Raw genomic sequence first — 20,163 nt, 5'->3', positions numbered from 1 at the left:
AGTGGTGCAAAATTACGATTTTTAGATGAAATCAATAAATGAAACAGGTATAGTCGAAGACATAAATTTTTGAGATGTAGGGAGTAATTTCTATATTTGTTGGCAGTAATTTTTACGCTACCCGACATGCAAAACTACCTTCATTTACTTCAGGATATTTTAGATAACGGATCAGATAAAACAGACAGAACAGGCACAGGCACCAGAAGTTTATTCGGGTATCAGCTGCGTTATGACCTGTCTAAAGGTTTTCCATTAGTAACTACTAAAAAGGTTCACCTTAAATCCATTATCTATGAATTGCTTTGGTTTCTGAAGGGAGATACAAACATTAAGTACCTTAAGGACAATGGTGTTTCCATATGGGATGAATGGGCAGATGAGAACGGTGATCTTGGGCCAGTATATGGTGCTCAGTGGAGAAGCTGGAGAGGAGCAGATAATAAAGTTGTAGACCAGATATCCGAAGTAATTGATCAGATTAAAAAGAATCCTGATTCCCGCAGACTTATTGTTTCTGCATGGAATGTTGCAGAAATTCCGAATATGGCATTGGCACCTTGTCATGCAATGTTTCAGTTTTATGTCGCGGATGGAAAGCTGTCTTTGCAGCTGTACCAGAGAAGTGCCGATGTTTTCCTGGGAGTTCCTTTTAATATTGCGAGTTATGCCTTGCTATTAATGATGGTAGCACAGGTTACGGGGCTTCAGGTTGGCGATTATGTACATAGCTTCGGAGATGTACACATCTATAACAATCACTTTGAACAGGTAAACAGACAGCTGGCGCGTGATCCGAAACCTTTACCGGTAATGAAGGTAAATCCTGATGTAAAAGATATCTTTGATTTTAAATTTGAGGATTTCGAATTACTGAATTATGATCCGCACCCAGGTATTAAAGCACCTGTTGCTATTTAAAATAAATAAAAAAAGTGAGACTTGTTCTCACTTTTTTTGTAACTTTTCCCTTTGTTTAAAGACAAATCCGCTAAAGTATACCCTTTGTAAATTCAATGTAAAATGAAAAAGATCTTTATCGCAGCCCTGTTTTTAGGAACGCTTTTAAATGCAAATATGGCATTTGGCCAGACAGAAACATCCGGAAGAGATGGTGTTTATAGAGCTGCCCATACAAAAATGACAGAGCTGAAACATACTAAACTAAAAGTAAATTTCGACTATCAGAAAGAGCAAATGAATGGTGAAGAATGGCTTACTGCCTCACCTTATTTTTATGCAACAGACTCTTTGGTTCTGAATGCTAAAGCTATGCTTATTCACGAAGTGGCTTTGGATAAAGGTGGTAGTAAGACTCCTCTGAAATTTGATTATAAAAATGATATCCTGAAAATTAATCTGGATAAAACCTATAACAAAAATCAGGACTATACAGTATATATCAAATATACAGCCCGTCCTGGTGAGGTAAAGCAAAAAGGAAGTTCAGCAATTAGTGATGCTAAAGGTTTGTACTTTATCAACGCTCAGGGAAAAGAAGCGGATAAACCAACGCAAATATGGACACAAGGGGAAACAGAATCTTCTTCTGCGTGGTTCCCGACAATAGATAAGACCAACCAGAAAACAACTCAGGAAATCTATATGACAGTTCCGGATAAGTATGTTACATTATCCAACGGAATCCTGAAAGAATCCAAGAAAGAAGGAAACAACCTACGTACCGATCATTGGGTGATGGAAAAAAGGCATTCACCTTATTTATTTTTTATGGGTGTCGGAGATTATGCGGTTGTAAAAGATAAGTGGAGAAATATTCCGGTAGACTATTATATCGAGAAAGAATATGAACCATATGCTAAGCAAATCTATGGTAATACTCCGGAGATGATAGAGTTCTATTCTAAATATCTTAATTATGATTATCCATGGGCTAAATATGCTCAAATATCCGGGCGCGACTATGTAAGTGGTGCTATGGAAAATACAACGGCTACTTTACACGGAGATGCTGTACAGCAAAAACCGGGTCAACTAGCTGATGAAAACAGCTGGGAATCTACAATTGCACACGAATTATTCCACCATTGGTTTGGGGATTTGGTAACCGCTGAAAGCTGGAGCAATCTTACTGTAAACGAATCTTTTGCTAACTATTCTGAATACCTGTGGTTCGAACATAAGTATGGTAAAGATTTGGCGGACTATCATCTGATGAAGGATGTGGGTAATTACCTGCATAATCCAAATGATTATTCTAAAAATTTAGTACGCTTTAATTATGCTGATAAAGAAGATGTTTTCGATCTGGTAACTTATCAGAAAGGTGGTGGAATTCTTCATATGCTTCGTAATTATCTTGGTGAAGATGCTTTCAGACAAGGTCTGACAGATTATCTGAAAACAAATGAGTACGGAAATGGTGAAGCTCACCAATTGCGTCTTTCATTGGAAAAAGTGAGTGGAAAAGACCTTAACTGGTTCTTTAATCAGTGGTATTTCTCAAACGGTCATCCAAAATTATCTTATAACTACAATTATGAGCCTGTTAAGAAGCAGGTAACTGTTACAATCAATCAGTCACAGTCACCTTTATTCCAATTCCCACTGGCTATAGATGTGTATGATAATGGTAAACCAGTACGTCAGAATGTATGGGTAGATGCCAAAGCAAATAACTCATTTACATTCCCTTCATCCAAAAGTCCTGATTTAGTAAATATAAACGCGGATGGTATTTTGTTATCTGCAATTACAGAAACTAAAACACCAGAACAATATTTGTTACAGTACCAGGGCTCTAAAGAATTCTATAGCCGCTACAAAGCTGTTCAGGAAGCTGCTAAAAGTGCAGATAAGAACGACGCTGCTCTGAAAACATTATTGGCTGCACTAAAAGATCCTTTCTTCAGAGTAAGAATGAAAGCCTTAAACGGATTAGACTTGTCTAAACCTAATCAGGCAAAATTGGCACTGGCTGAAGTAGAGAAATTGGCTGCGAATGATCCTAAGACATTGGTACAAGGAGAAGCAATTGCTGCATTAGCTAAAACAAAGGATAAAAAATATCTGTCCTTATATGAAAAAGGAATTACTGTAGTTTCTAACGCCGTTAGCGGAAATTCATTAGCAGCATTGGCAACTGTAGCGCCTGAGAAAATAGTTGCTTATGCAGATAAAATTGATCTGAATAATGCGAGTGAAGGTTTAATCTCTACATTGCTGCCTATTATTGTTAAAAATAAAATAACAAAACAAATGCCTGCAATAGCAGAGACAGCAGCATTTTATCCTTTCATAAAGATGCAGGACCCTGAGGAGGGTAAAGCTGCAGAAGATGCTTATAACTGGATTATGGGATCGGATAATACAGAAGCGACAAAACGCCTTACAAAAGTTTTAGGTTTAGCGAAAAGCCAGGTAGGAGAAAATCCACAAGCAAAGATGATGATTGTGAATATGCTGAAAGCCGGACTTAATACAAAAATGGGAGTATTGAAAGCAGATCCGAAAAATGCAGAACTGCATAAACAAATCGAAATGATTAATAATACTATAGAAGCTTACAGTAAATAATTGCTGAATGCTTATCATAAAAAAGCTGCATCAGATTTTGATGCAGCTTTTTTTATTTCTTATATCCGGGTATTAACCTCGAAAAATTTCTTATTCTTTTTTGTGTATTTTAGCTATGTTCCAAAAGGTTTTTGATTGCTACAGGTGATATTTTCGCCAGGTTTTACATCAAAATATTTACAGAAATATTGGTAATATTCATACCTGTATTGAGTTTTGGGTAATGTTTTTCCCTGCCCGCATTCGATACCACCGTTAATGATGTTAACAGTTGTTCCGAATCCGGAAACTCTTCCACTTTCTATATCTTTTTCTGTAGGTTTCCATTTGCCGGTCATTACATCGTGACAAGATGGCTTCGGAGCCTGGGCTGTCATCCAAAACCAGATTGCAGAAGCAAAAGACAGCACATTGTCCTGAGCTACAAGTCCCGGATTTTTTAAGAGTACATTTTTATCGCCAAACCATGCTTCACTAAATTGTCCGTAATTATAATTCCAGCTAAGCTGTTTAGGGCCACGACCATAATAAGCTTGCCCGTCAGTTGGTGGATAAGCTGTTTTGGAAGTATCAGAATAATTGTTCCCGTTTCCTTTATTATTTTCCTCTATAAAATAAAGTCCCCATGCAAAATATCCGCCCGGAGCATTGTTCCATCCTCCACTGGTTTCCTGTGCGATGTTAGCCAGAAAAGCGGCAAGTTCTCTTTTTTGATCTTCAACAGAACCTTCATTTAGGAAAGTGGGGAAATGTGTTGCGGCTTTTATAAAAGCCTGATAGGAATAGAAATCCTGATGCTTGCTATCCTTTCCCTGAATATTATTTCTGTTGGGAAATAATTTATTCCATGTTTTGGCATCTATAAGTCGTGCAATACGCTGAGAAGAGTTGTTATCCACAATGTGTTGTAAGCTTTTACTTTGAGTTTTTTGGGCACAAGACTGTCCGGATAATAAAAAAACTAAAGATATGCTCGTAATAAATGAGAGTTTCATATTAATTGTATTCTGTACTTTCCTTTACAAACTGGTTGAAAGGCAAAGCGATTTTGAATAGCTTACCAATTTCCTGTACAAATTTTGGTGAAGTAATTTCGGTATCCTCAAAAGAGTGAATCAAGATCATTTCTTTGTGTTTAAGATATTCAGCCATAGGATCATCCTTCTCAAATCCCTGTGGAATTTTTTTCAATTTCTCACCCTCTATTTTAAAATTTTTCTTGAATGTTGGGTTTTCTATAATACTCAGAAATTCTTCTTTGTTATAACTGATTTCTTTTCGGAATTTTTTCAAAACATCAGAATTTGGCTGATAGAGCCCGGCAGCAATAAAAGATTTACCAGGCTCAAAATGCATATAGTATCCCGCTTCACCAATTCCTTTGCTCTGGCCCATAAAAAATGAAGCCCCGAAATTTGTTTTGTAAGGTGTTTTATCTTTTGAAAACCGGGTATCTCTGTAGATACGGAAAACACATTTTTTTGAATCCAGTCTTTCCATTTCCGGCTCTGTTTTTGCCAGCTCAGAGATTACCTGTTCAACAAGGCTTATGAAATATTCGTGTGCTTGCTGATACTGTGGTTTGTTTTCTGTAAACCATTCGCGGTTATTATTCTGAGAAAGCTGCTTCAGGAAGTTTAATATGTAAGCTGTGTTTTCCATATTTGAGTGATTGTTTATATCAAAATTAGCTAAAAGTTAGTTGTAAATAGTCTTTAATCAGTACTAATTTTGTGTTAAATCCGATAGATAAAGATTATAAATATTAGCTATAGATGAAATGATCTCTATCATCTGAAATTCTGTAAATAAATGCGTAAATTTGTATTTTATTTAGAATAATTATGATTAAAAAAGAAGCTGTACAGGATTTCTTAAAGGAAGTTGAGGTAGACGATCTTGTGAAGAATATCCAGATCATGGGTGACAGTGTTTTTATAGATATGGTAGCTCATTCTCCGGCAATGCACGAAAAGAAAAAACTGGAGGTTGCAATGAAGCAGGCTTTTACAAGTCATTTCGGAGAAAATATAACTTTAAAACTAAAAATTGATTCTCCGGAACAAAGTGAAGTACAACAGAATCAGATAAAAGGGAAACAAATTCCCGGAATAAAAAATATTATTGCTATTGCTTCCGGTAAAGGAGGGGTAGGTAAGTCTACTGTAGCTGCGAATATGGCAGTAACTTTAGCAAAAATGGGATTTTCAGTAGGATTATTAGATGCTGATATCTATGGACCTTCTGTACCAACCATGTTTGATACTGTAGGTGCAAAACCAGTTTCTGTTGAAGAAAACGGAAGAAACCTGATGAAGCCAATTGAGAGCTATGGTGTAAAACTTTTATCAATAGGATATTTCTCAGGAGCTAATCAGGCTGTAGTTTGGAGAGGTCCAATGGCTGCAAAAGCACTTAATCAGATGTTGCGCGATGCTGCATGGGGAGAACTAGATTTCTTGTTATTAGACCTTCCTCCGGGAACGGGAGATATCCACCTTTCAATTATTCAGGAAGTGCCGGTAACAGGAGCTGTAATCGTAAGTACACCTCAGCATGTTGCACTTGCAGATGTTAGAAAGGGAATCGGAATGTTCCAAATGGACAGCATTAATATTCCGGTGCTTGGATTAATAGAAAATATGGCGTATTTTACACCCGAAGAATTACCAGAGAATAAATACTATATTTTCGGAAAAGAAGGTGCTAAAAACTTAGCTGAAGATCTTGGAATTCCTGTATTAGGAGAGATTCCGTTGATCCAGAGTATCCGTGAAGCAGGTGATGTAGGCCGTCCGGTAGCATTACAGGAAAATACCGGAATAGCTGATATTTATACCAAAACGGCTCAGAATATGATTGAGAGCCTTGTAGAAAGAAATGAAAATCTTCCACCAACGGAAGCAGTAAAAATAACAACAATGGCGGGTTGCTCGCCCAAAAAATAAGTTGAAATATGAGTGAGACTAAACACATCGAGACGGTAACAAAAGTAATGGAAGCCTTAGAAGAAATTCGCCCGTTTTTAAATAAAGATGGTGGTGATATTGAATTGATTGATGTAAAGGAGAATACTGTAATAGTACGTCTGCTAGGTAATTGCTCATCATGTCATATCAATACTTCAACACTGAAACTGGGTGTAGAGAATACAATTAAACAGCACGTTCCTGAAATTGTTGAAGTTATTAATATAGATTAATATATTATCAGAATATTTTTTTTTAAAACCTCCCAAACGGGAGGTTTTTTTCATGAGTCTTATCATGTTGCTAATTAGAATAATTAAAAATAACTTTGCAGCAAATTAACACTATATGAATAAATACATTACTACTTCATTTTTCGTTCTTGGCGGATTGATGGTTAATGCGCAGACTAAAAAGACGGATACGCTGTCTTCTAATAAGCATAAAGAGATTGAGCAGGTGGAACTTTTCGGTGAAAGAAAGAAGCAGCCTGAAGGTCTGGAAGTAATTACAAGATTGCCTCTAAAGACCAGAGATCAGATTCAGAGTATTTCAGTGATTTCATATAAAGCAATTGAAACTTTAGGAGGTTTATCTCTAATTGATGTTGCGAAAAACGTTCCGGGAGTTACTTTATTCTCAAGCTATGGAGGCGGAAGTGAAAGTATGTCTATTCGTGGATACAGAGGTGTACCAGTGCTAAAGAACGGAGTTTTATTAGACTCTGACTTCCGTACTGCAGGTATGATGACTGATATGCAGGGTGTAGAAAGTATTCAGGTGATTAAAGGTTCTGCAGCTGTAACACAAGGTATCGGAGACGGACTTGGGGCAGCAGGTGGTGTTATTAATGTAGTGACAAAAAGACCTCAGTTTGTTAACAGAACTAACGTTGGTTTCCGTTATGGCAGCTGGGATTTCTACCGTCCTACTGTAGATTTCCAGAGAGTTTTAGACAGCGAAGGTAAAGTTGCAATAAGATTTAACGGAGCTTATCAGAAAAATAACTCTTTCAGATCTCATGTTCAAGGTGAAAGAATATATGTAAATCCATCCATTACTTTCCGTCCGGATAAGATGACCAACATTACAGTTGAGATGGATTATATGAATGACAGAAGAACCCCGGACAGAGGTACTGTTAACTTGGCATCAGGTGATAAAGAAGCATTGTATACAATGCCAAAAGGCAAATTCTTAGGTTTTGCTGAAGACCGTGCAAAAACTGAGACTTATAACTTTATGACAAGTGTTGACAGAAAGATCAATGATAAATTCAAGGTAAGAGCTGCGTTTATTAATTCTGTAAGCAATACTGATACTCAGGCAATGTCTATTGCACCAAACGGAGCAAATAATTGGACTGAAAGAAAACGATCTTATGGTAAGAATATGGGAGAAGATGTGAATAAAGTATTTCAGTTTGACTTCATCGGACAAGATGTACAAACTGGCTTTATTAAGCATACCTTCCAGGTAGGTTTTGACTGGAAAGAAACAACAGTTACAACTACTTCTTTCGATGTGTACAAAAATGCCAGTGACTTAAATCAAAAGAAACCTGTAAATACAAATAATCCTATTGATGTTATCAATGTTTTAGGAGATATTTCAAATACTCTTCCTTACAATTTAATTTTTAACAAAACAGCAACTGGTGTAGTGAAAACTCCTACAATGGGGTTAATGGCTCAGGATGTAATGTCATTCGGTAAATATGTGAAGGCTCACTTAGGAGTAAGATACAGCAGATTAAATGGTTCTACAAAGAATGATGTTGCTACATGGAATCCATCTTTTGGATTAATTATTTCTCCATTGGAAAATGTTAATGTATTCGGATCGTATACAACAACAACTTCATTAAGATCTGCGAATAACATGTTGCAGTCTGGAGGTTTTGTAGGTCCGTCTAAAACAGCACAATGGGAGGGAGGTATTAAATCAGACTGGTTTAATGAGAAGTTAAGGTTCAATGTTACTTTATTTGATATCAAAACAGATAACTTAGCTTATCAGATTCTTGATTCAAATTATAACCCTGTAAGAGATCCTAATAATAATCCATTATACGGACTTGCTGGTAATTTGAGAAGAAAAGGGATCGAAGTAGAATTAATCGGTAGAATTTTACCAAACTTACAGATTATGTCTGGTTGGGCATATTTAGATGCGCAATACAAAGATAGTCCTGCTTACGTAAACGGTTCTGCTCCGATGAACTCTCCAAAACATACAGCAAATGCATGGTTAAACTACAAGTTTAATCAAGGAATCTTGGATGGACTTGATGTTGGTGCTGGTATCTATTATGTAGGAAAAAGACCAGTTGATGAATGGACTCAAAAGACCTTTACGGCTGGACATGCTAATAGTGTACAACCAGGTGTAAGACCATTCGATATGCCGGAGTATACTACTGTAGATGCTCAGGTAGGTTATGCATTGAAAAATGGAGTAGGTGTAAGAGTATTCTTTAATAATATCTTCGATTCTGTTGGATACAGCTCTTATTTCAGAGGTGGTTACATCGATCAGATTCAGCCAAGAAACTTTGGAGTACAATTAAATTATAAGTTTTAATAACCCCAACAATATTGATATTTTACAAAAAAGAAGCGCTGATATTTATCAGCGCTTCTTTTTTATTTTATTGTAAAGTGAGTGGATTAAACCGTCTGCAACCGAAATCTTCGGTACATAGATCTGTTTAATTTCACCCCACAGCATAATTTTGTTGAATATTTCTAATGCCGGAACCATTACATCGGCACGGTCTTCACGGACGTTGTATTTAATCATCCTTTCCTGTACACTAAGCGGTGCAGCTTCTTTATAATAAGTCTTCAGTAGGTTTGCAGACATCGGTTTGCCGTCCTTGGTTTTGCTCATCGAAAATATTTTGTTGATATTTCCTCCGGAGCCAATAGCTACAATAGGTTTTTTACCGAAAATTTCATTTTTTATCTCGGATCTCATTTCTTCCCAACTCTCCTCTTTTACAAGATTGTTCAGGATACGGATAGTTCCGATATTAAAAGATTTTTTATACTTAAGCTTTTTGTTTTCATAATAGGTAAGCTCGGTACTGCCACCACCAACATCGATATACAGATAGCCAAAATTATGATCCATATTTTCAGCAACATGGTTTTCATAGATCAGTGTAGCTTCCTCGTCTCCGGAAATTATTTCGATATTAATATTGGCTTCTTTCTTTACCGTATCTATAATATGCTTGCCATTTTTAGCATCGCGCATAGCACTTGTAGCACAAGCTCTGTAGTGTTCTACATTATAAATTTCCATCAGGTCATGAAAAACCTTCATAGAACGGATGACCATTTTTTCTCTTTCAGGGCCTATTTCACCTATTTTAAAAACGTCCATACCAAGCCTTAACGGAACCCTTAGTAGGTTTAGCTTGGTAAATTCTGTCTGGCCATTTTCATTTTCTACTACTTCATTAATCAGAAGTCTTGCTGCATTACTTCCGATATCAATTGCTGCTAGCCTCATTTTCTGCTTTATGTTTTAAATAGTTATAAATTTCTATTTGGGAGCGGAAAGGTTTTCTATCGTTTTCATAATATTGGTTTTTCAAATTTTTACCAATATCACGGGCTTTTACATTATCGTGCAACTGTATGCTCAGAATTTCTTTAAGTTCTTTTTTCAGATCTTTATTGTTAATTCTTACTGCGGCTTCAATCCTGTAATCCAGGTTACGCGTCATCCAGTCGGCAGAAGAAATGTACATAAGTTCTTTTCCGCCGTGGTAAAAATACATAATTCTGGAATGTTCCAGGTATTCATCGACGATACTTATAGCATGAATTTTCTTTTTGAAGGTTTTTTGATTCACGGCACAGTATATTCCACGGACAATTAATTTAATTATAACACCCGCTTCTGCAGCTTCATATAGCTTTTTAATCAGCTCTTTATCGCTCAGTGAATTTACTTTAACAATGATTTCAGCTTTTCTGCCAGCAATCGCTTCTTCTATCTCTTTGTCAATATAAAAAACTATTTTATTCCGCATATGCTGCGGACATACCATTAGTGTTTTACATTTCTCTAATGCAAGAACAGGATCTTGTTTTGGCTTCTTCAGTAAGCTGAAAACTCTGTTGATATCAGCCATTATAGTACTATTGCTGGTCATCAGCATATTGTCACCATATACTCTGGCAGTTTTCTCATTAAAGTTTCCGGTGCTTATAAAGCCATATTGTGTCATTTTGTTATGAACACGTTTTTTTATAATGCACAATTTGGCATGAACTTTCTTATTGGGGATTCCTACCAGTACTTTTACACCCTCTTCTTCCAGTCTTTCTTTCCAGAAGATATTAGCTTCCTCGTCAAAACGGGCACGTAATTCCAGCATCACGGTTACTTCTTTTCCGTTTCTTACCGCATTAATCAATGCATTGGCGATTTTGGAATTGGAAGCCAGGCGGTAAGCTGTGATATGAATGGTGGTAACATCAGGGTCCATAGCAGCTTCCCGTAAAAGATCGATAACCGATACAAACGAGTGATAAGGGAAGTTAAGTAAAACATCTTTCTTTAAAATAACATCTGTAACTCTGCTTTTATTATCAAAATCAGGATGGATGAAAGATGTTCTTTCTATGGGTTTTACATAATTTTTGAAGACATCCGGAAAATCCATAAAGTGTTTAAAGTTGTGGATCTTCTCTCCTGGTATCATACTGTCTTTCTTAGTTAAACTTAATTTTTTAGTTAAAAAGTCCAGTAATTGCGGATCTATATTTTTATCGAAAACAAAACGTGTAGGTTTTCCTTTTCTCCTGTTTTTTAAGCCTTTTTCTATTTTTTCTACAAAGCTGGTTCTTACGTCATTGTCCAAATCAAATTCTGCATCTTTGGTTACTTTGAAGCAATGAGCACTGAATTCGTCATAACCAAAATAGGAGAAGATATAGGGTAGGTTTTCTATAATAACATCTTCCAGCAGGATAACATTTGTTTCGCCGTTGGTGGAAGGTAGAATAGTGAATCTTCCAATGGCACGCGAAGGAACCTCAATAATGGCAAAATGCTTTTGCTTTTTGTCATTCTTATTCCACATGGCAATACCTATGTATAAACTTTTGTCACGTAAGAAAGGCATAGGTTTCTTCTCGTCTAGCAGGATCGGAATAACATTCGATTCAACATCCTCATCAAAGTAGTTTCGGACAAAAGCCCTTTGTTGGAAGTTAAGATCAGAATTGGTGCGGATAAAGACATTTTGTTCTGCCATTTCCTTCTGGATCTTTTCCCAGATAATATTAAAATCGTCCTGTTGCTGTATAACCAGTTTATTAATCTTGTCCAAAATCTTCTGAGGCTCCTCGAAAAAAGATTCCGCAGTGATTTTAGATTTCATTTCCATAGCCCGTTTTAGCCCGGCAACACGAACCCGGAAAAATTCGTCCAGATTGTTAGAGAAAATTCCCAGAAATTTTATTCTTAAAGGTAAAGGAACCTGTGGGTCTGCGGCTTCCTGTAATACTCTGGCATTAAAGGATAACCATGATATGTCTCTGGCATTAAACTGTGGCATATGTAATATTTGTGCTTCAAAAGTAGTTAAAGATAAGCCTTTTTGATGTCACTTTAATGAAAATTAATATAAAATTTTCTGTGTGTTTAGCGCTGTTTGAAGAAGTATTGTGTCAATTTGTCACAAAAATTCCATTGGTACAGATATTGAGAAATAGCAGTCAAATATCAATATTAAATTTCAAGAAATAAAAAATACTAATTATGAGCAAAATAATCGGAATTGACTTAGGAACAACCAACTCTTGTGTTGCCGTAATGGAGGGGAAAGACCCTGTTGTTATTCCTAATGCAGAAGGTAAAAGAACGACTCCTTCGATTGTAGCTTTCACTGAAGATGGTGAAAGAAAAGTAGGTGATCCTGCAAAAAGACAAGCTGTAACCAACCCGGTAAATACAGTTTATTCTATCAAAAGATTCATCGGAACTCACTTTAAAGATGATGGTTCTGAAATATCAAGAGTTCCTTACAAAGTAGTAAGCGGACCAAACGATACTGTAAAAGTAAAAATTGACGACAGAGAATATACGCCACAGGAGATTTCAGCAATGATCCTTCAGAAAATGAAGAAAACAGCTGAGGATTACCTTGGTCAGGAAGTAACAAGAGCTGTAATTACTGTTCCTGCTTACTTTAACGATGCACAAAGACAGGCTACTAAAGAAGCTGGAGAAATTGCAGGTCTTAAAGTGGAAAGAATTATCAACGAGCCTACAGCTGCTGCTTTGGCTTATGGATTAGATAAAAGCCACAAAGATCAGAAGATTGCTGTATATGACCTTGGTGGTGGTACTTTCGATATCTCTATCCTTGACTTGGGTGATGGTGTATTCGAGGTATTATCTACAAACGGTGATACTCACCTTGGTGGTGATGACTTCGATGATGTAATCATCAACTGGATGGCAGATGAATTCAAAGCTGAAGAAGGTGTAGATCTTAAAGCTGATGCTATCGCTCTTCAACGTTTAAAAGAAGCTGCTGAAAAAGCTAAAATTGAGTTATCTTCTTCTTCTCAGACAGAGATTAACTTACCATATATTACTGCAACGGCTACAGGTCCTAAGCACTTAGTTAAAACTTTAACTAGAGCTAAGTTCGAGCAATTGTCTGCTGACCTTGTAAGACGTTCTATGGAGCCTTGTAAAAAAGCTCTTCAGGATGCAGGACTTTCAACTTCTGAAATCGATGAAGTAATCCTAGTAGGTGGTTCTACACGTATTCCTATTATTCAGGAAGAAGTAGAGAAATTCTTTGGTAAAAAACCTTCTAAAGGTGTTAACCCAGATGAAGTAGTAGCTGTTGGTGCTGCAATTCAGGGTGGTGTATTAACAGGTGACGTAAAAGATGTATTACTTCTTGACGTAACGCCACTTTCTTTAGGTATCGAAACTATGGGTTCTGTATTCACTAAATTAATTGAAGCGAATACAACTATCCCAACTAAAAAATCTGAAGTATTCTCTACTGCATCTGACAATCAGCCGGCAGTAACTATCAGGGTAGGACAAGGGGAAAGACCAATGTTCAACGATAACAAAGAAATTGGTAGATTCGAATTAACAGATATCCCATCTGCACCAAGAGGAGTTCCTCAGATCGAAGTAACTTTCGATATTGATGCTAATGGTATCCTAAGCGTATCTGCTAAAGATAAAGGAACTGGTAAAGAGCAGTCTATCAAAATCCAGGCTTCTTCAGGTCTTTCTGATGACGAAATCGAAAGAATGAAAAAAGAAGCTCAGGAAAATGCTTCTGCTGATGCTAAGAAAAAAGAAGAAGTTGAAGTATTCAACAAAGCTGATGGATTAATCTTCCAGACTGAAAAGCAATTGAAAGAGTTTGGTGATAAGCTTTCTGCTGACAAAAAATCTGCAATTGAAGCTGCAGCTGCTGAACTTAAAACTGCTTTTGATGCTAAAGATACTGAAGCTGTTAAAGCTAAAACTGAAGCTTTAGACGCAGCATGGATGGCAGCATCTGAAGAAATGTATGCGCAACAACAAGCTAACCCGCAGGCTGGTGCTCAGCAAAATGCAGGTGGTGGTGCAGAAGATGTACAGGACGCTGACTTCGAAGAAGTAAAATAATTATTGAGTAGTCAATAACAAACAATAAAAAAACCGCTGTAAATGTAATGTTTACAGCGGTTTTTGTTTTTATAATTTTTTAGCATGTATTTGGACCTGATTCAAAAATATCCATAGAATATATTGCATCTTTCCATGCTTTATCATGAGATTTTTAATAAGACATCCAAATGATTTTGATAAATGTTCACTAATCTAATTGGTATGCCTAGACATTCTTTTATGATTAAAATATTTTTTACGTTATATAAAATAGCAATTATTACTAGCAGATGATTATTTGGGAATTTTATTCTCTGCTTTCACTGTTTTCAACCAGCTCTGATAGATCGGAAACCAAACCCTGTCACCATTGGATCCGTTACAAAGTATAATAATACCATTCTTTGTGGGAAGATCTAAAAACATGGCAGCGCTCCACCCTACATTTTCGCCTGTATGACCGATTGTACGAAAACCTTCAAAATTCAAAAAGCGATAGCCCAGGCCGCTTTCGCCTTCATTGGAAAAAGGAAGGACAGGAGTTTCCATCAGCCTGAGGGTTTCAGGTTTTAAAACTTTATTCAATTGTTTAGAATTTCGTGTTATGGAAAGTTCTGCAAAATGAGCTAGATCCTCAATAGTGGTCTGCAGTCCTGCGGCTGCCTTTTCAGTAAAAATTCTGTTTTTTATAGGATTGCCCAATTCGTCGTATGCTGTAGCCGAGGTTGCCATCATTTCTGCTGTCCATTCGTAGCTAGTATGTTTCATACCAAGTGGTAAGAAAATATTTTGTTTCATATAGCTGGCAAAACCCTGTTTGGTTTTCTCTTCCAAGAGTAGTTGAGCGACTGTATAACCGCCTCCGGAATAGTCCCATTTGGTTCCGGGCTCACTATTTAGATGTACAGTTTCGCCATTTCGTTTTGTTTTTCCATTCAATGATTCTTCCAGACTCAGGAGTGGCGTTCCCTGATCTGATCCGCCATAACCGTGAACAGAAAGTCCTGCTGTATGACTTAGAAGACGTCTTAGTGTTACTTTAGATTTATCAAATTCTGAGTCTGGAAGATGCCATCTGGTAAGATATTGGTTTACGGGATCATCCAGCTTCACAAGATCCTTCTCCGTCAATTGCATAAAGCCCCACGAAGAAACTAATTTGGAAATAGAACCAACATTGAAAATAGTTTCAGGCGTTACACGTTTTTTAGTTGTCAGATTTGCATAACCTATAGATTGAATCCAGGCGATCTTTCCATCACGTATTACGGCGACTGCAATTCCGGGAACATTATTTTTTACAGTAAGTTCTTTACCCGATATTTCTATTTCCTGGTATAGTGGATCAGTTTTGCCGGGAATAGGGTTATGATTTGTAGTTTTTGTTACCGAACAGGAAAATGTTATTCCCAAACAAACCATTAATAAACTGCTTTTTAGTTGAATATTGTTTATCATAACTTTTAAGGTCTGTTGATGTCTTAGATTAGTATTGAAAATAAAATTAACCAATACTCAAATGTCCGAAATAATAACCACTTACAGAAAATAATTATCAATTACCTATTTCCCGGAAGGTATATTTATCACGCAGGTGTCTTATGCACCTATTGTAATAAACCAGAATATAAAAAATTGTGTAGAGCTATTTATATTTAGGCAACTTTGTAGTGAGTTTCCATGGAAAAATAAGGATATAAAAATATTTAATAGTGCGTGAAAATAAGTTTGTTTGAATGCTTATTTGGGGGCCGATTTAGAGAAAGTGATGAGTCCATTCTTGTACCCTGATTTAAAAGATCTAATTATGCTGATTATTGTTATTTATTTGAATTCCATAATGTTAAATCTATTTAATTTTTATAAAGCTTATATGTTTTCTGCAGAATACTTCTAAATTTATATTAAATATTAATCCAAATAAAAAAGTATCATGCGAAAATTAAAACTGCAAATGCACATTTCTCTTGATGGCTATGCTGCGGGGCTTAATGGTGAAACAGACTGGGTATTTTTATCGGGTAAACAGGATCCTGCTGCATTTCAATTTATTGTAGATCTTGCAGAAACCAGTGATACGCTCTTGCTTGGTCGCAAAATGACCTCGGGATTTATTCAACATTGGGAAAATGTATTCGATAATCAAGCCGACAGTCCTGCATATGCAATGGCTAAACCTATAGTTAATATGAGGAAAATAGTTTTTAGTCGTGGTGAGAACCCTGTTACAGGACGTAATATTGAGTTGGAAAACGGCGATTTGGAAACAGTTGTGAAAACTCTCAAAAATCAGCCGGGAAAAGATATTCTGGTATATGGAGGTTGCAATTTTGTAAGTTCTCTTATCAGCCTAGACCTTATTGATGAGTATTACATGATTATCAATCCTATTGCGCTTGGCAGTGGATTGCCTATTTTTAAAAATCAGAAAACATTGGAATTACAAAGTTCAACAGCTTTCAGTCATGGGAAGGTGATTAATAAGTATATTCCGGTATAATTTATAGCCTTTGCAAAAAAAAATACCCCGAAGTTTCTCCGGGGTATTTTTATATTATTTTTTCTGAATGATAATTTCATCTTTTCGGATTTGTTCCAGATATATTTCCTGAAATCTTACCGGCATGTATTCGTACAGCTTGTCCCAGTGCTGATCTTCCGATATTCTTTTCATACTCTCAAATGATCTCACAAAAAGACTTTCAATAATATATTTTATATAATTATTTCCGTTTCTGTAAAGCCATTCCATAGATTTTATATGGTAGGAAATCATATTGATTTTAGCTTCCTGTAAAAGAAGTTTCAGGTGATTGATAACTGCCTGCATAATACCTGCAAAATTATTTTGAGCAGATAACTGGGTAATTTCGTTCCGAATGGAAGGATAAGATATTTTTAAATATTCTGTAGCTATTTTCTTATTGATCGTTTGCATTTTGTCGTTCATCATAATCTTTAAGTTTTTTAAAGCAATTAAAGTGTCGCGAAAATTATGCCATCATTAAATATAGGCAGCAAAGGCAAAAATGCCTACAATTGCAGCAATATGAACTGCCAAAATTTCAATGTTGTGTCTGGTATTAGAAGACTTCCATTCTTCTATGTCAAATTTTCTTCTCGTCTTTCTTTTCATAATTTCAGATGTTAGTGATAGTAGTTAAACGCCGATGTCAATCATAATATTTGTTAAAGAATAAAATTACATTCCCGGTTTGTAAATCTGCCGGAAGTATATCTTTTGCAAATCCGGAGAAATATTGCAAAAAATTACCCTTCTGTATTCTTTGTTGCAGGAAGCAGTTAAATAATCCAGAGAATAAATAAAAATATTTTCCACCGCATTTTTTAGTGCTGTATCTCCTTTTTTGTAAATATGATCCATCTTCTCCAGGCTCTTGAATAAAAGTCGGTTTTCATTTTTACGGATCATCTCTCTTATTCTGTCTGTGAATATCTGAATAATGCCAGAAGTGTTCTGATCGGAGAGTTCATTTTTTATTTCCGGAATAATGGCTGTGATTTCCTGTGTTGCTTCTAAATGATTCATTTTTTTGAATTTTAAACGGGATATGCCAAATAATGTTCCTTTAGAATCTGTTTTATTGTAATTTACTGAAAATCTGTCAATTGAATTTGTTTTAATCATTTTTTAATAGATAAAATCCCTCTCAATCTGATAGATCTTTTATCAAAATGAGAGTTTAAGTAAATTAACTTTTACTTCTAATTTTTACTAACAATTAGGTTTAATGAAAGTGGAGAATGAATATCTTTGCAACTCTCAAAAAATAAAAATATGAACGAAGATAATATCCGCAGACTGGAACATATTTCTGTACATTATGTACGTAATAAAATGAATGGAGAAGGGATGGTTCTGTCAGAAAGTGAACTGGAACTGGAACCTGACATGACAATTTTGCTGAAAGATTTTTTCCTTACGCCATTTAAGTCGGATGTATATTACCAATTTTATGATGAAGATGCATTAGAGAACAATGCAGTATTTTCAATAGCCAGTAAAATCTTCGAAAAACCTGAGTTTTGCCATGAGGAATCCAAAAATCTGGCAGAACATCTTCATAATAAAACCCTGCATAGTAATATTAAAGATGGTGAGTTTTATGTCACTTATTTCAGAGACTATGTTGTAGAAGGTAAAATTGTAGATGCTATTGGTCTATTTAAAACCGAAAATAAAGAAACTTTCCTGAAAGTACTTCCTGAAGATGAAGGTTTCCAAATTCAGAAAGACCAGGGGATTAACCTGAGAAAACTGGATAAAGGTTGTCTTATTTTCAATACCGAGCAGGAAGATGGCTATATGGTTTCTGTAATCGATACCACCAAAGCCGGAGTAGAAGCCCGTTATTGGGTAGACGATTTTTTACAGCTTCAGCAGCGTAAAGATGAGTATTTCAATACTGAGCATACATTGTCTATGTACAAAAGTTATGTTACAGAACAATTACCACAGGAATATGAGGTGAGCAGAGTAGATCAGGCCGATTATCTGAATAAATCGATCAACTTCTTTAAAGATAAAGAAGAATTTGAGATTGAAGAATTTAAAAAACAGGTTTTGGTACATCCGGAGGTTATTGAAAGCTTCGACGAATATAAAAAACAGTTTGAAGAAGAAAGAGATATAAAACTGGAAGATAGCTTTACAATTGCTACAGGTGCTGTAAAGAAACAACAAAGACACTTTAAAAGTGTGATAAAGCTTGATAAGAATTTCCATATCTATGTTCATGGAGATCGCCAGAAGCTAGAGACGGGGGAGGATGATAAAGGAAAATATTACCGTTTGTATTTCGAAGAAGAACAATAATTGGGAGATACCTATTTTTGTGTTTAGAAAAAGTTATCCACATTGTTTTCTCTGTTGTGGATTATAAAATAATAAAAAAATGGCCGGATATTTTTTCGGTCATTTTTTATGCCCTTTCCCGAATTCTTTTTGTGAGTAAATCAGGTCTTAATTCTTTTTGTTCACCAGATAATTTATTATATTTGGTAGAATCATTAAAATACAAAAATATGAAAGTAACCGTAGTTGGAGCAGGAGCCGTTGGAGCAAGCTGTGCAGAATATATAGCCATGAAAAACTTTGCTGCCGAAGTAGTTTTGGTAGACATCAAAGAGGGATTTGCAGAAGGAAAGGCTATGGACCTAATGCAGACGGCTTCCTTAAATGGTTTTGATACCAAAATTACAGGAACAACAAACGATTATACAAAAACAGCAGGTTCTAAAGTAGCTGTTATAACTTCAGGAATTCCAAGAAAGCCAGGAATGACCCGTGAAGAGCTTATCGGGATTAATGCAGGAATTGTAAAAGAAGTTGCACAAAATATATTAAAACATTCACCAGAAGCTATTATCATTGTAGTAAGTAATCCTATGGATACAATGGCATATCTGGTACATAAAGTAACTGGTTTACCAAAAAACAGAATTATTGGTATGGGCGGTGCGTTGGATAGTGCTCGTTTTAAATACAGGCTGGCAGAAGCTTTGGAATGCCCGATTTCGGATGTAGACGGAATGGTTATCGCTGCACACAGCGATACAGGAATGCTTCCTTTAACACGTATGGCTACAAGAAACGGGGTTCCGGTAACAGCATTTCTGAATGAAGAAAAGATCCAGTATGTTACTGAAGAAACAAAAGTTGGTGGTGCTACCCTGACTAAATTGTTGGGAACTTCTGCATGGTATGCTCCGGGGGCAGCAGTATCGGTAATGGTACAGTCTATCCTGAATGATCAGAAAAAGATGATTCCGTGTTCCGTACTTTTAGAAGGAGAATATGGACAGCAAGATATCTGTTTGGGTGTTCCGTGTATTATTGGTAAAGACGGAATCGAAAGTATTGTCACCTTAGATCTGAATGATGCTGAGAAAGAAAAATTCCAGACTGCCGCTGCAGCAGTGAGAGATGTAAATGGTGATCTGAAACTGTAAAAACAACATATTATACATAATGAAGAAAGCAACC

At 36.1% G+C, this 20,163-nt stretch carries 17 protein-coding genes; 9 read left to right on the top strand and 8 right to left on the bottom strand.

Annotated features, from left to right (window positions below; all coding sequences use genetic code 11):
• Positions 1-126: 126 nt before the first annotated feature.
• Together AYC65_RS13715 and AYC65_RS13710 are read left to right on the top strand one after the other, a co-directional pair.
• Entirely contained in the window at positions 127-921 is a 795-nt protein-coding gene (locus AYC65_RS13715) for a thymidylate synthase (protein ID WP_034868710.1), read from the top strand.
• Positions 922-1,023: 102 nt separating this feature from the next.
• Positions 1,024-3,537 (top strand): M1 family aminopeptidase, encoded by a 2,514-nt coding sequence (locus AYC65_RS13710; protein ID WP_034868712.1) that lies wholly within the window; start codon positions 1,024-1,026, stop codon positions 3,535-3,537.
• A 113-nt stretch (positions 3,538-3,650) separates the two neighbouring features.
• Here the strand turns inward: AYC65_RS13710 and AYC65_RS13705 are convergent, their stop codons facing one another.
• Both AYC65_RS13705 and AYC65_RS13700 read right to left on the bottom strand, forming a co-directional pair.
• Positions 3,651-4,532 carry a chitinase gene (locus tag AYC65_RS13705; protein ID WP_034868714.1) on the bottom strand — a complete coding sequence of 294 codons (882 nt, stop codon included), beginning with the start codon at positions 4,530-4,532 and terminating at the stop codon, positions 3,651-3,653.
• A 1-nt stretch (position 4,533) separates the two neighbouring features.
• The gene (locus AYC65_RS13700; protein ID WP_034868716.1) at positions 4,534-5,199 is read right to left on the bottom strand and encodes a DUF2461 domain-containing protein; all 666 of its coding nucleotides are present in this window, start codon (positions 5,197-5,199) and stop codon (positions 4,534-4,536) included.
• 182 nt (positions 5,200-5,381) lie between these two features.
• Here AYC65_RS13700 and AYC65_RS13695 point away from each other — a divergent pair, with 182 nt between their 5' ends.
• The 3 genes from AYC65_RS13695 (at position 5,382) to AYC65_RS13685 (ending at position 9,089) form a co-directional block, all read left to right on the top strand.
• Complete coding sequence (locus AYC65_RS13695) at positions 5,382-6,485, top strand: Mrp/NBP35 family ATP-binding protein (RefSeq protein WP_034868717.1); 1,104 nt, start codon at positions 5,382-5,384, stop codon at positions 6,483-6,485.
• An 8-nt stretch (positions 6,486-6,493) separates the two neighbouring features.
• Positions 6,494-6,739, top strand: coding sequence for a NifU family protein (locus AYC65_RS13690; protein ID WP_009087823.1), 246 nt, complete (start codon positions 6,494-6,496; stop codon positions 6,737-6,739).
• A 115-nt stretch (positions 6,740-6,854) separates the two neighbouring features.
• On the top strand, positions 6,855-9,089 hold the full coding sequence (locus AYC65_RS13685; protein WP_034868719.1) for a TonB-dependent siderophore receptor: 2,235 nt from the start codon (positions 6,855-6,857) through the stop codon (positions 9,087-9,089).
• A gap of 48 nt (positions 9,090-9,137) precedes the next feature.
• On the opposite strand, the gene AYC65_RS13680 is transcribed toward AYC65_RS13685, so the two are convergent.
• Both AYC65_RS13680 and ppk1 read right to left on the bottom strand, forming a co-directional pair.
• Complete coding sequence (locus AYC65_RS13680) at positions 9,138-10,025, bottom strand: Ppx/GppA phosphatase family protein (RefSeq protein WP_034868721.1); 888 nt, start codon at positions 10,023-10,025, stop codon at positions 9,138-9,140.
• Positions 10,006-12,084, bottom strand: coding sequence for a polyphosphate kinase 1 (ppk1, locus tag AYC65_RS13675; protein ID WP_034868723.1), 2,079 nt, complete (start codon positions 12,082-12,084; stop codon positions 10,006-10,008). The genes AYC65_RS13680 and ppk1 overlap by 20 nt, the downstream gene beginning before the upstream one ends.
• 203 nt (positions 12,085-12,287) lie before the next feature.
• Between ppk1 and dnaK the strand changes: the two genes are divergently transcribed.
• A complete protein-coding gene (gene dnaK / locus AYC65_RS13670; RefSeq protein ID WP_034868725.1) occupies positions 12,288-14,174 on the top strand; it encodes a molecular chaperone DnaK in 1,887 nt (628 codons plus the stop codon).
• 276 nt (positions 14,175-14,450) lie between these two features.
• Here dnaK and AYC65_RS13665 read toward each other — a convergent pair whose 3' ends face one another.
• Positions 14,451-15,614: a serine hydrolase domain-containing protein gene (locus AYC65_RS13665; RefSeq protein ID WP_131828189.1), complete on the bottom strand. Its 1,164-nt coding sequence runs from the start codon at positions 15,612-15,614 to the stop codon at positions 14,451-14,453.
• 475 nt (positions 15,615-16,089) lie between these two features.
• On the opposite strand from AYC65_RS13665, the gene AYC65_RS13660 reads away from it, so the two are divergent.
• Positions 16,090-16,656: a dihydrofolate reductase family protein gene (locus AYC65_RS13660; RefSeq protein ID WP_034868727.1), complete on the top strand. Its 567-nt coding sequence runs from the start codon at positions 16,090-16,092 to the stop codon at positions 16,654-16,656.
• Positions 16,657-16,710: 54 nt separating this feature from the next.
• On the opposite strand, the gene AYC65_RS13655 is transcribed toward AYC65_RS13660, so the two are convergent.
• The 3 genes from AYC65_RS13655 to AYC65_RS13650 all read right to left on the bottom strand — a co-directional run bounded on the left by AYC65_RS13655 (position 16,711) and on the right by AYC65_RS13650 (position 17,706).
• A complete protein-coding gene (locus AYC65_RS13655; protein ID WP_034868729.1) occupies positions 16,711-17,109 on the bottom strand; it encodes a DUF7674 family protein in 399 nt (132 codons plus the stop codon).
• A 51-nt stretch (positions 17,110-17,160) separates the two neighbouring features.
• The gene (locus AYC65_RS21195) at positions 17,161-17,292 is read right to left on the bottom strand and encodes a hypothetical protein (RefSeq protein ID WP_255024718.1); all 132 of its coding nucleotides are present in this window, start codon (positions 17,290-17,292) and stop codon (positions 17,161-17,163) included.
• A 66-nt stretch (positions 17,293-17,358) separates the two neighbouring features.
• The gene (locus tag AYC65_RS13650) at positions 17,359-17,706 is read right to left on the bottom strand and encodes a DUF7674 family protein (protein ID WP_034868940.1); all 348 of its coding nucleotides are present in this window, start codon (positions 17,704-17,706) and stop codon (positions 17,359-17,361) included.
• Between the two features lie 249 nt (positions 17,707-17,955).
• On the opposite strand from AYC65_RS13650, the gene AYC65_RS13645 reads away from it, so the two are divergent.
• Both AYC65_RS13645 and AYC65_RS13640 read left to right on the top strand, forming a co-directional pair.
• Positions 17,956-18,993: a nucleoid-associated protein gene (locus AYC65_RS13645; RefSeq protein WP_034868730.1), complete on the top strand. Its 1,038-nt coding sequence runs from the start codon at positions 17,956-17,958 to the stop codon at positions 18,991-18,993.
• Positions 18,994-19,202: 209 nt separating this feature from the next.
• Positions 19,203-20,129 carry a malate dehydrogenase gene (locus AYC65_RS13640; protein WP_034868732.1) on the top strand — a complete coding sequence of 309 codons (927 nt, stop codon included), beginning with the start codon at positions 19,203-19,205 and terminating at the stop codon, positions 20,127-20,129.
• Positions 20,130-20,163 lie beyond the last annotated feature (34 nt).

The sequence above is a fragment of the Elizabethkingia bruuniana genome (assembly GCF_002024805.1).
GTDB lineage: Bacteria > Bacteroidota > Bacteroidia > Flavobacteriales > Weeksellaceae > Elizabethkingia > Elizabethkingia bruuniana.
This window is presented reverse-complemented; position numbering and strand designations above follow the sequence as displayed.

Coding starts and splice junctions, on each gene's coding strand:
- AYC65_RS13715 (WP_034868710.1), top strand. CDS start 127: ATGCAAAACTACCTTCATTTACTTCAGGATATTTTAGATAACGGATCA.
- AYC65_RS13710 (WP_034868712.1), top strand. CDS start 1,024: ATGAAAAAGATCTTTATCGCAGCCCTGTTTTTAGGAACGCTTTTAAAT.
- AYC65_RS13705 (WP_034868714.1), bottom strand. CDS start 4,532: ATGAAACTCTCATTTATTACGAGCATATCTTTAGTTTTTTTATTATCC.
- AYC65_RS13700 (WP_034868716.1), bottom strand. CDS start 5,199: ATGGAAAACACAGCTTACATATTAAACTTCCTGAAGCAGCTTTCTCAG.
- AYC65_RS13695 (WP_034868717.1), top strand. CDS start 5,382: ATGATTAAAAAAGAAGCTGTACAGGATTTCTTAAAGGAAGTTGAGGTA.
- AYC65_RS13690 (WP_009087823.1), top strand. CDS start 6,494: ATGAGTGAGACTAAACACATCGAGACGGTAACAAAAGTAATGGAAGCC.
- AYC65_RS13685 (WP_034868719.1), top strand. CDS start 6,855: ATGAATAAATACATTACTACTTCATTTTTCGTTCTTGGCGGATTGATG.
- AYC65_RS13680 (WP_034868721.1), bottom strand. CDS start 10,025: ATGAGGCTAGCAGCAATTGATATCGGAAGTAATGCAGCAAGACTTCTG.
- ppk1 (WP_034868723.1), bottom strand. CDS start 12,084: ATGCCACAGTTTAATGCCAGAGACATATCATGGTTATCCTTTAATGCC.
- dnaK (WP_034868725.1), top strand. CDS start 12,288: ATGAGCAAAATAATCGGAATTGACTTAGGAACAACCAACTCTTGTGTT.
- AYC65_RS13665 (WP_131828189.1), bottom strand. CDS start 15,614: ATGATAAACAATATTCAACTAAAAAGCAGTTTATTAATGGTTTGTTTG.
- AYC65_RS13660 (WP_034868727.1), top strand. CDS start 16,090: ATGCGAAAATTAAAACTGCAAATGCACATTTCTCTTGATGGCTATGCT.
- AYC65_RS13655 (WP_034868729.1), bottom strand. CDS start 17,109: ATGATGAACGACAAAATGCAAACGATCAATAAGAAAATAGCTACAGAA.
- AYC65_RS21195 (WP_255024718.1), bottom strand. CDS start 17,292: ATGAAAAGAAAGACGAGAAGAAAATTTGACATAGAAGAATGGAAGTCT.
- AYC65_RS13650 (WP_034868940.1), bottom strand. CDS start 17,706: ATGAATCATTTAGAAGCAACACAGGAAATCACAGCCATTATTCCGGAA.
- AYC65_RS13645 (WP_034868730.1), top strand. CDS start 17,956: ATGAACGAAGATAATATCCGCAGACTGGAACATATTTCTGTACATTAT.
- AYC65_RS13640 (WP_034868732.1), top strand. CDS start 19,203: ATGAAAGTAACCGTAGTTGGAGCAGGAGCCGTTGGAGCAAGCTGTGCA.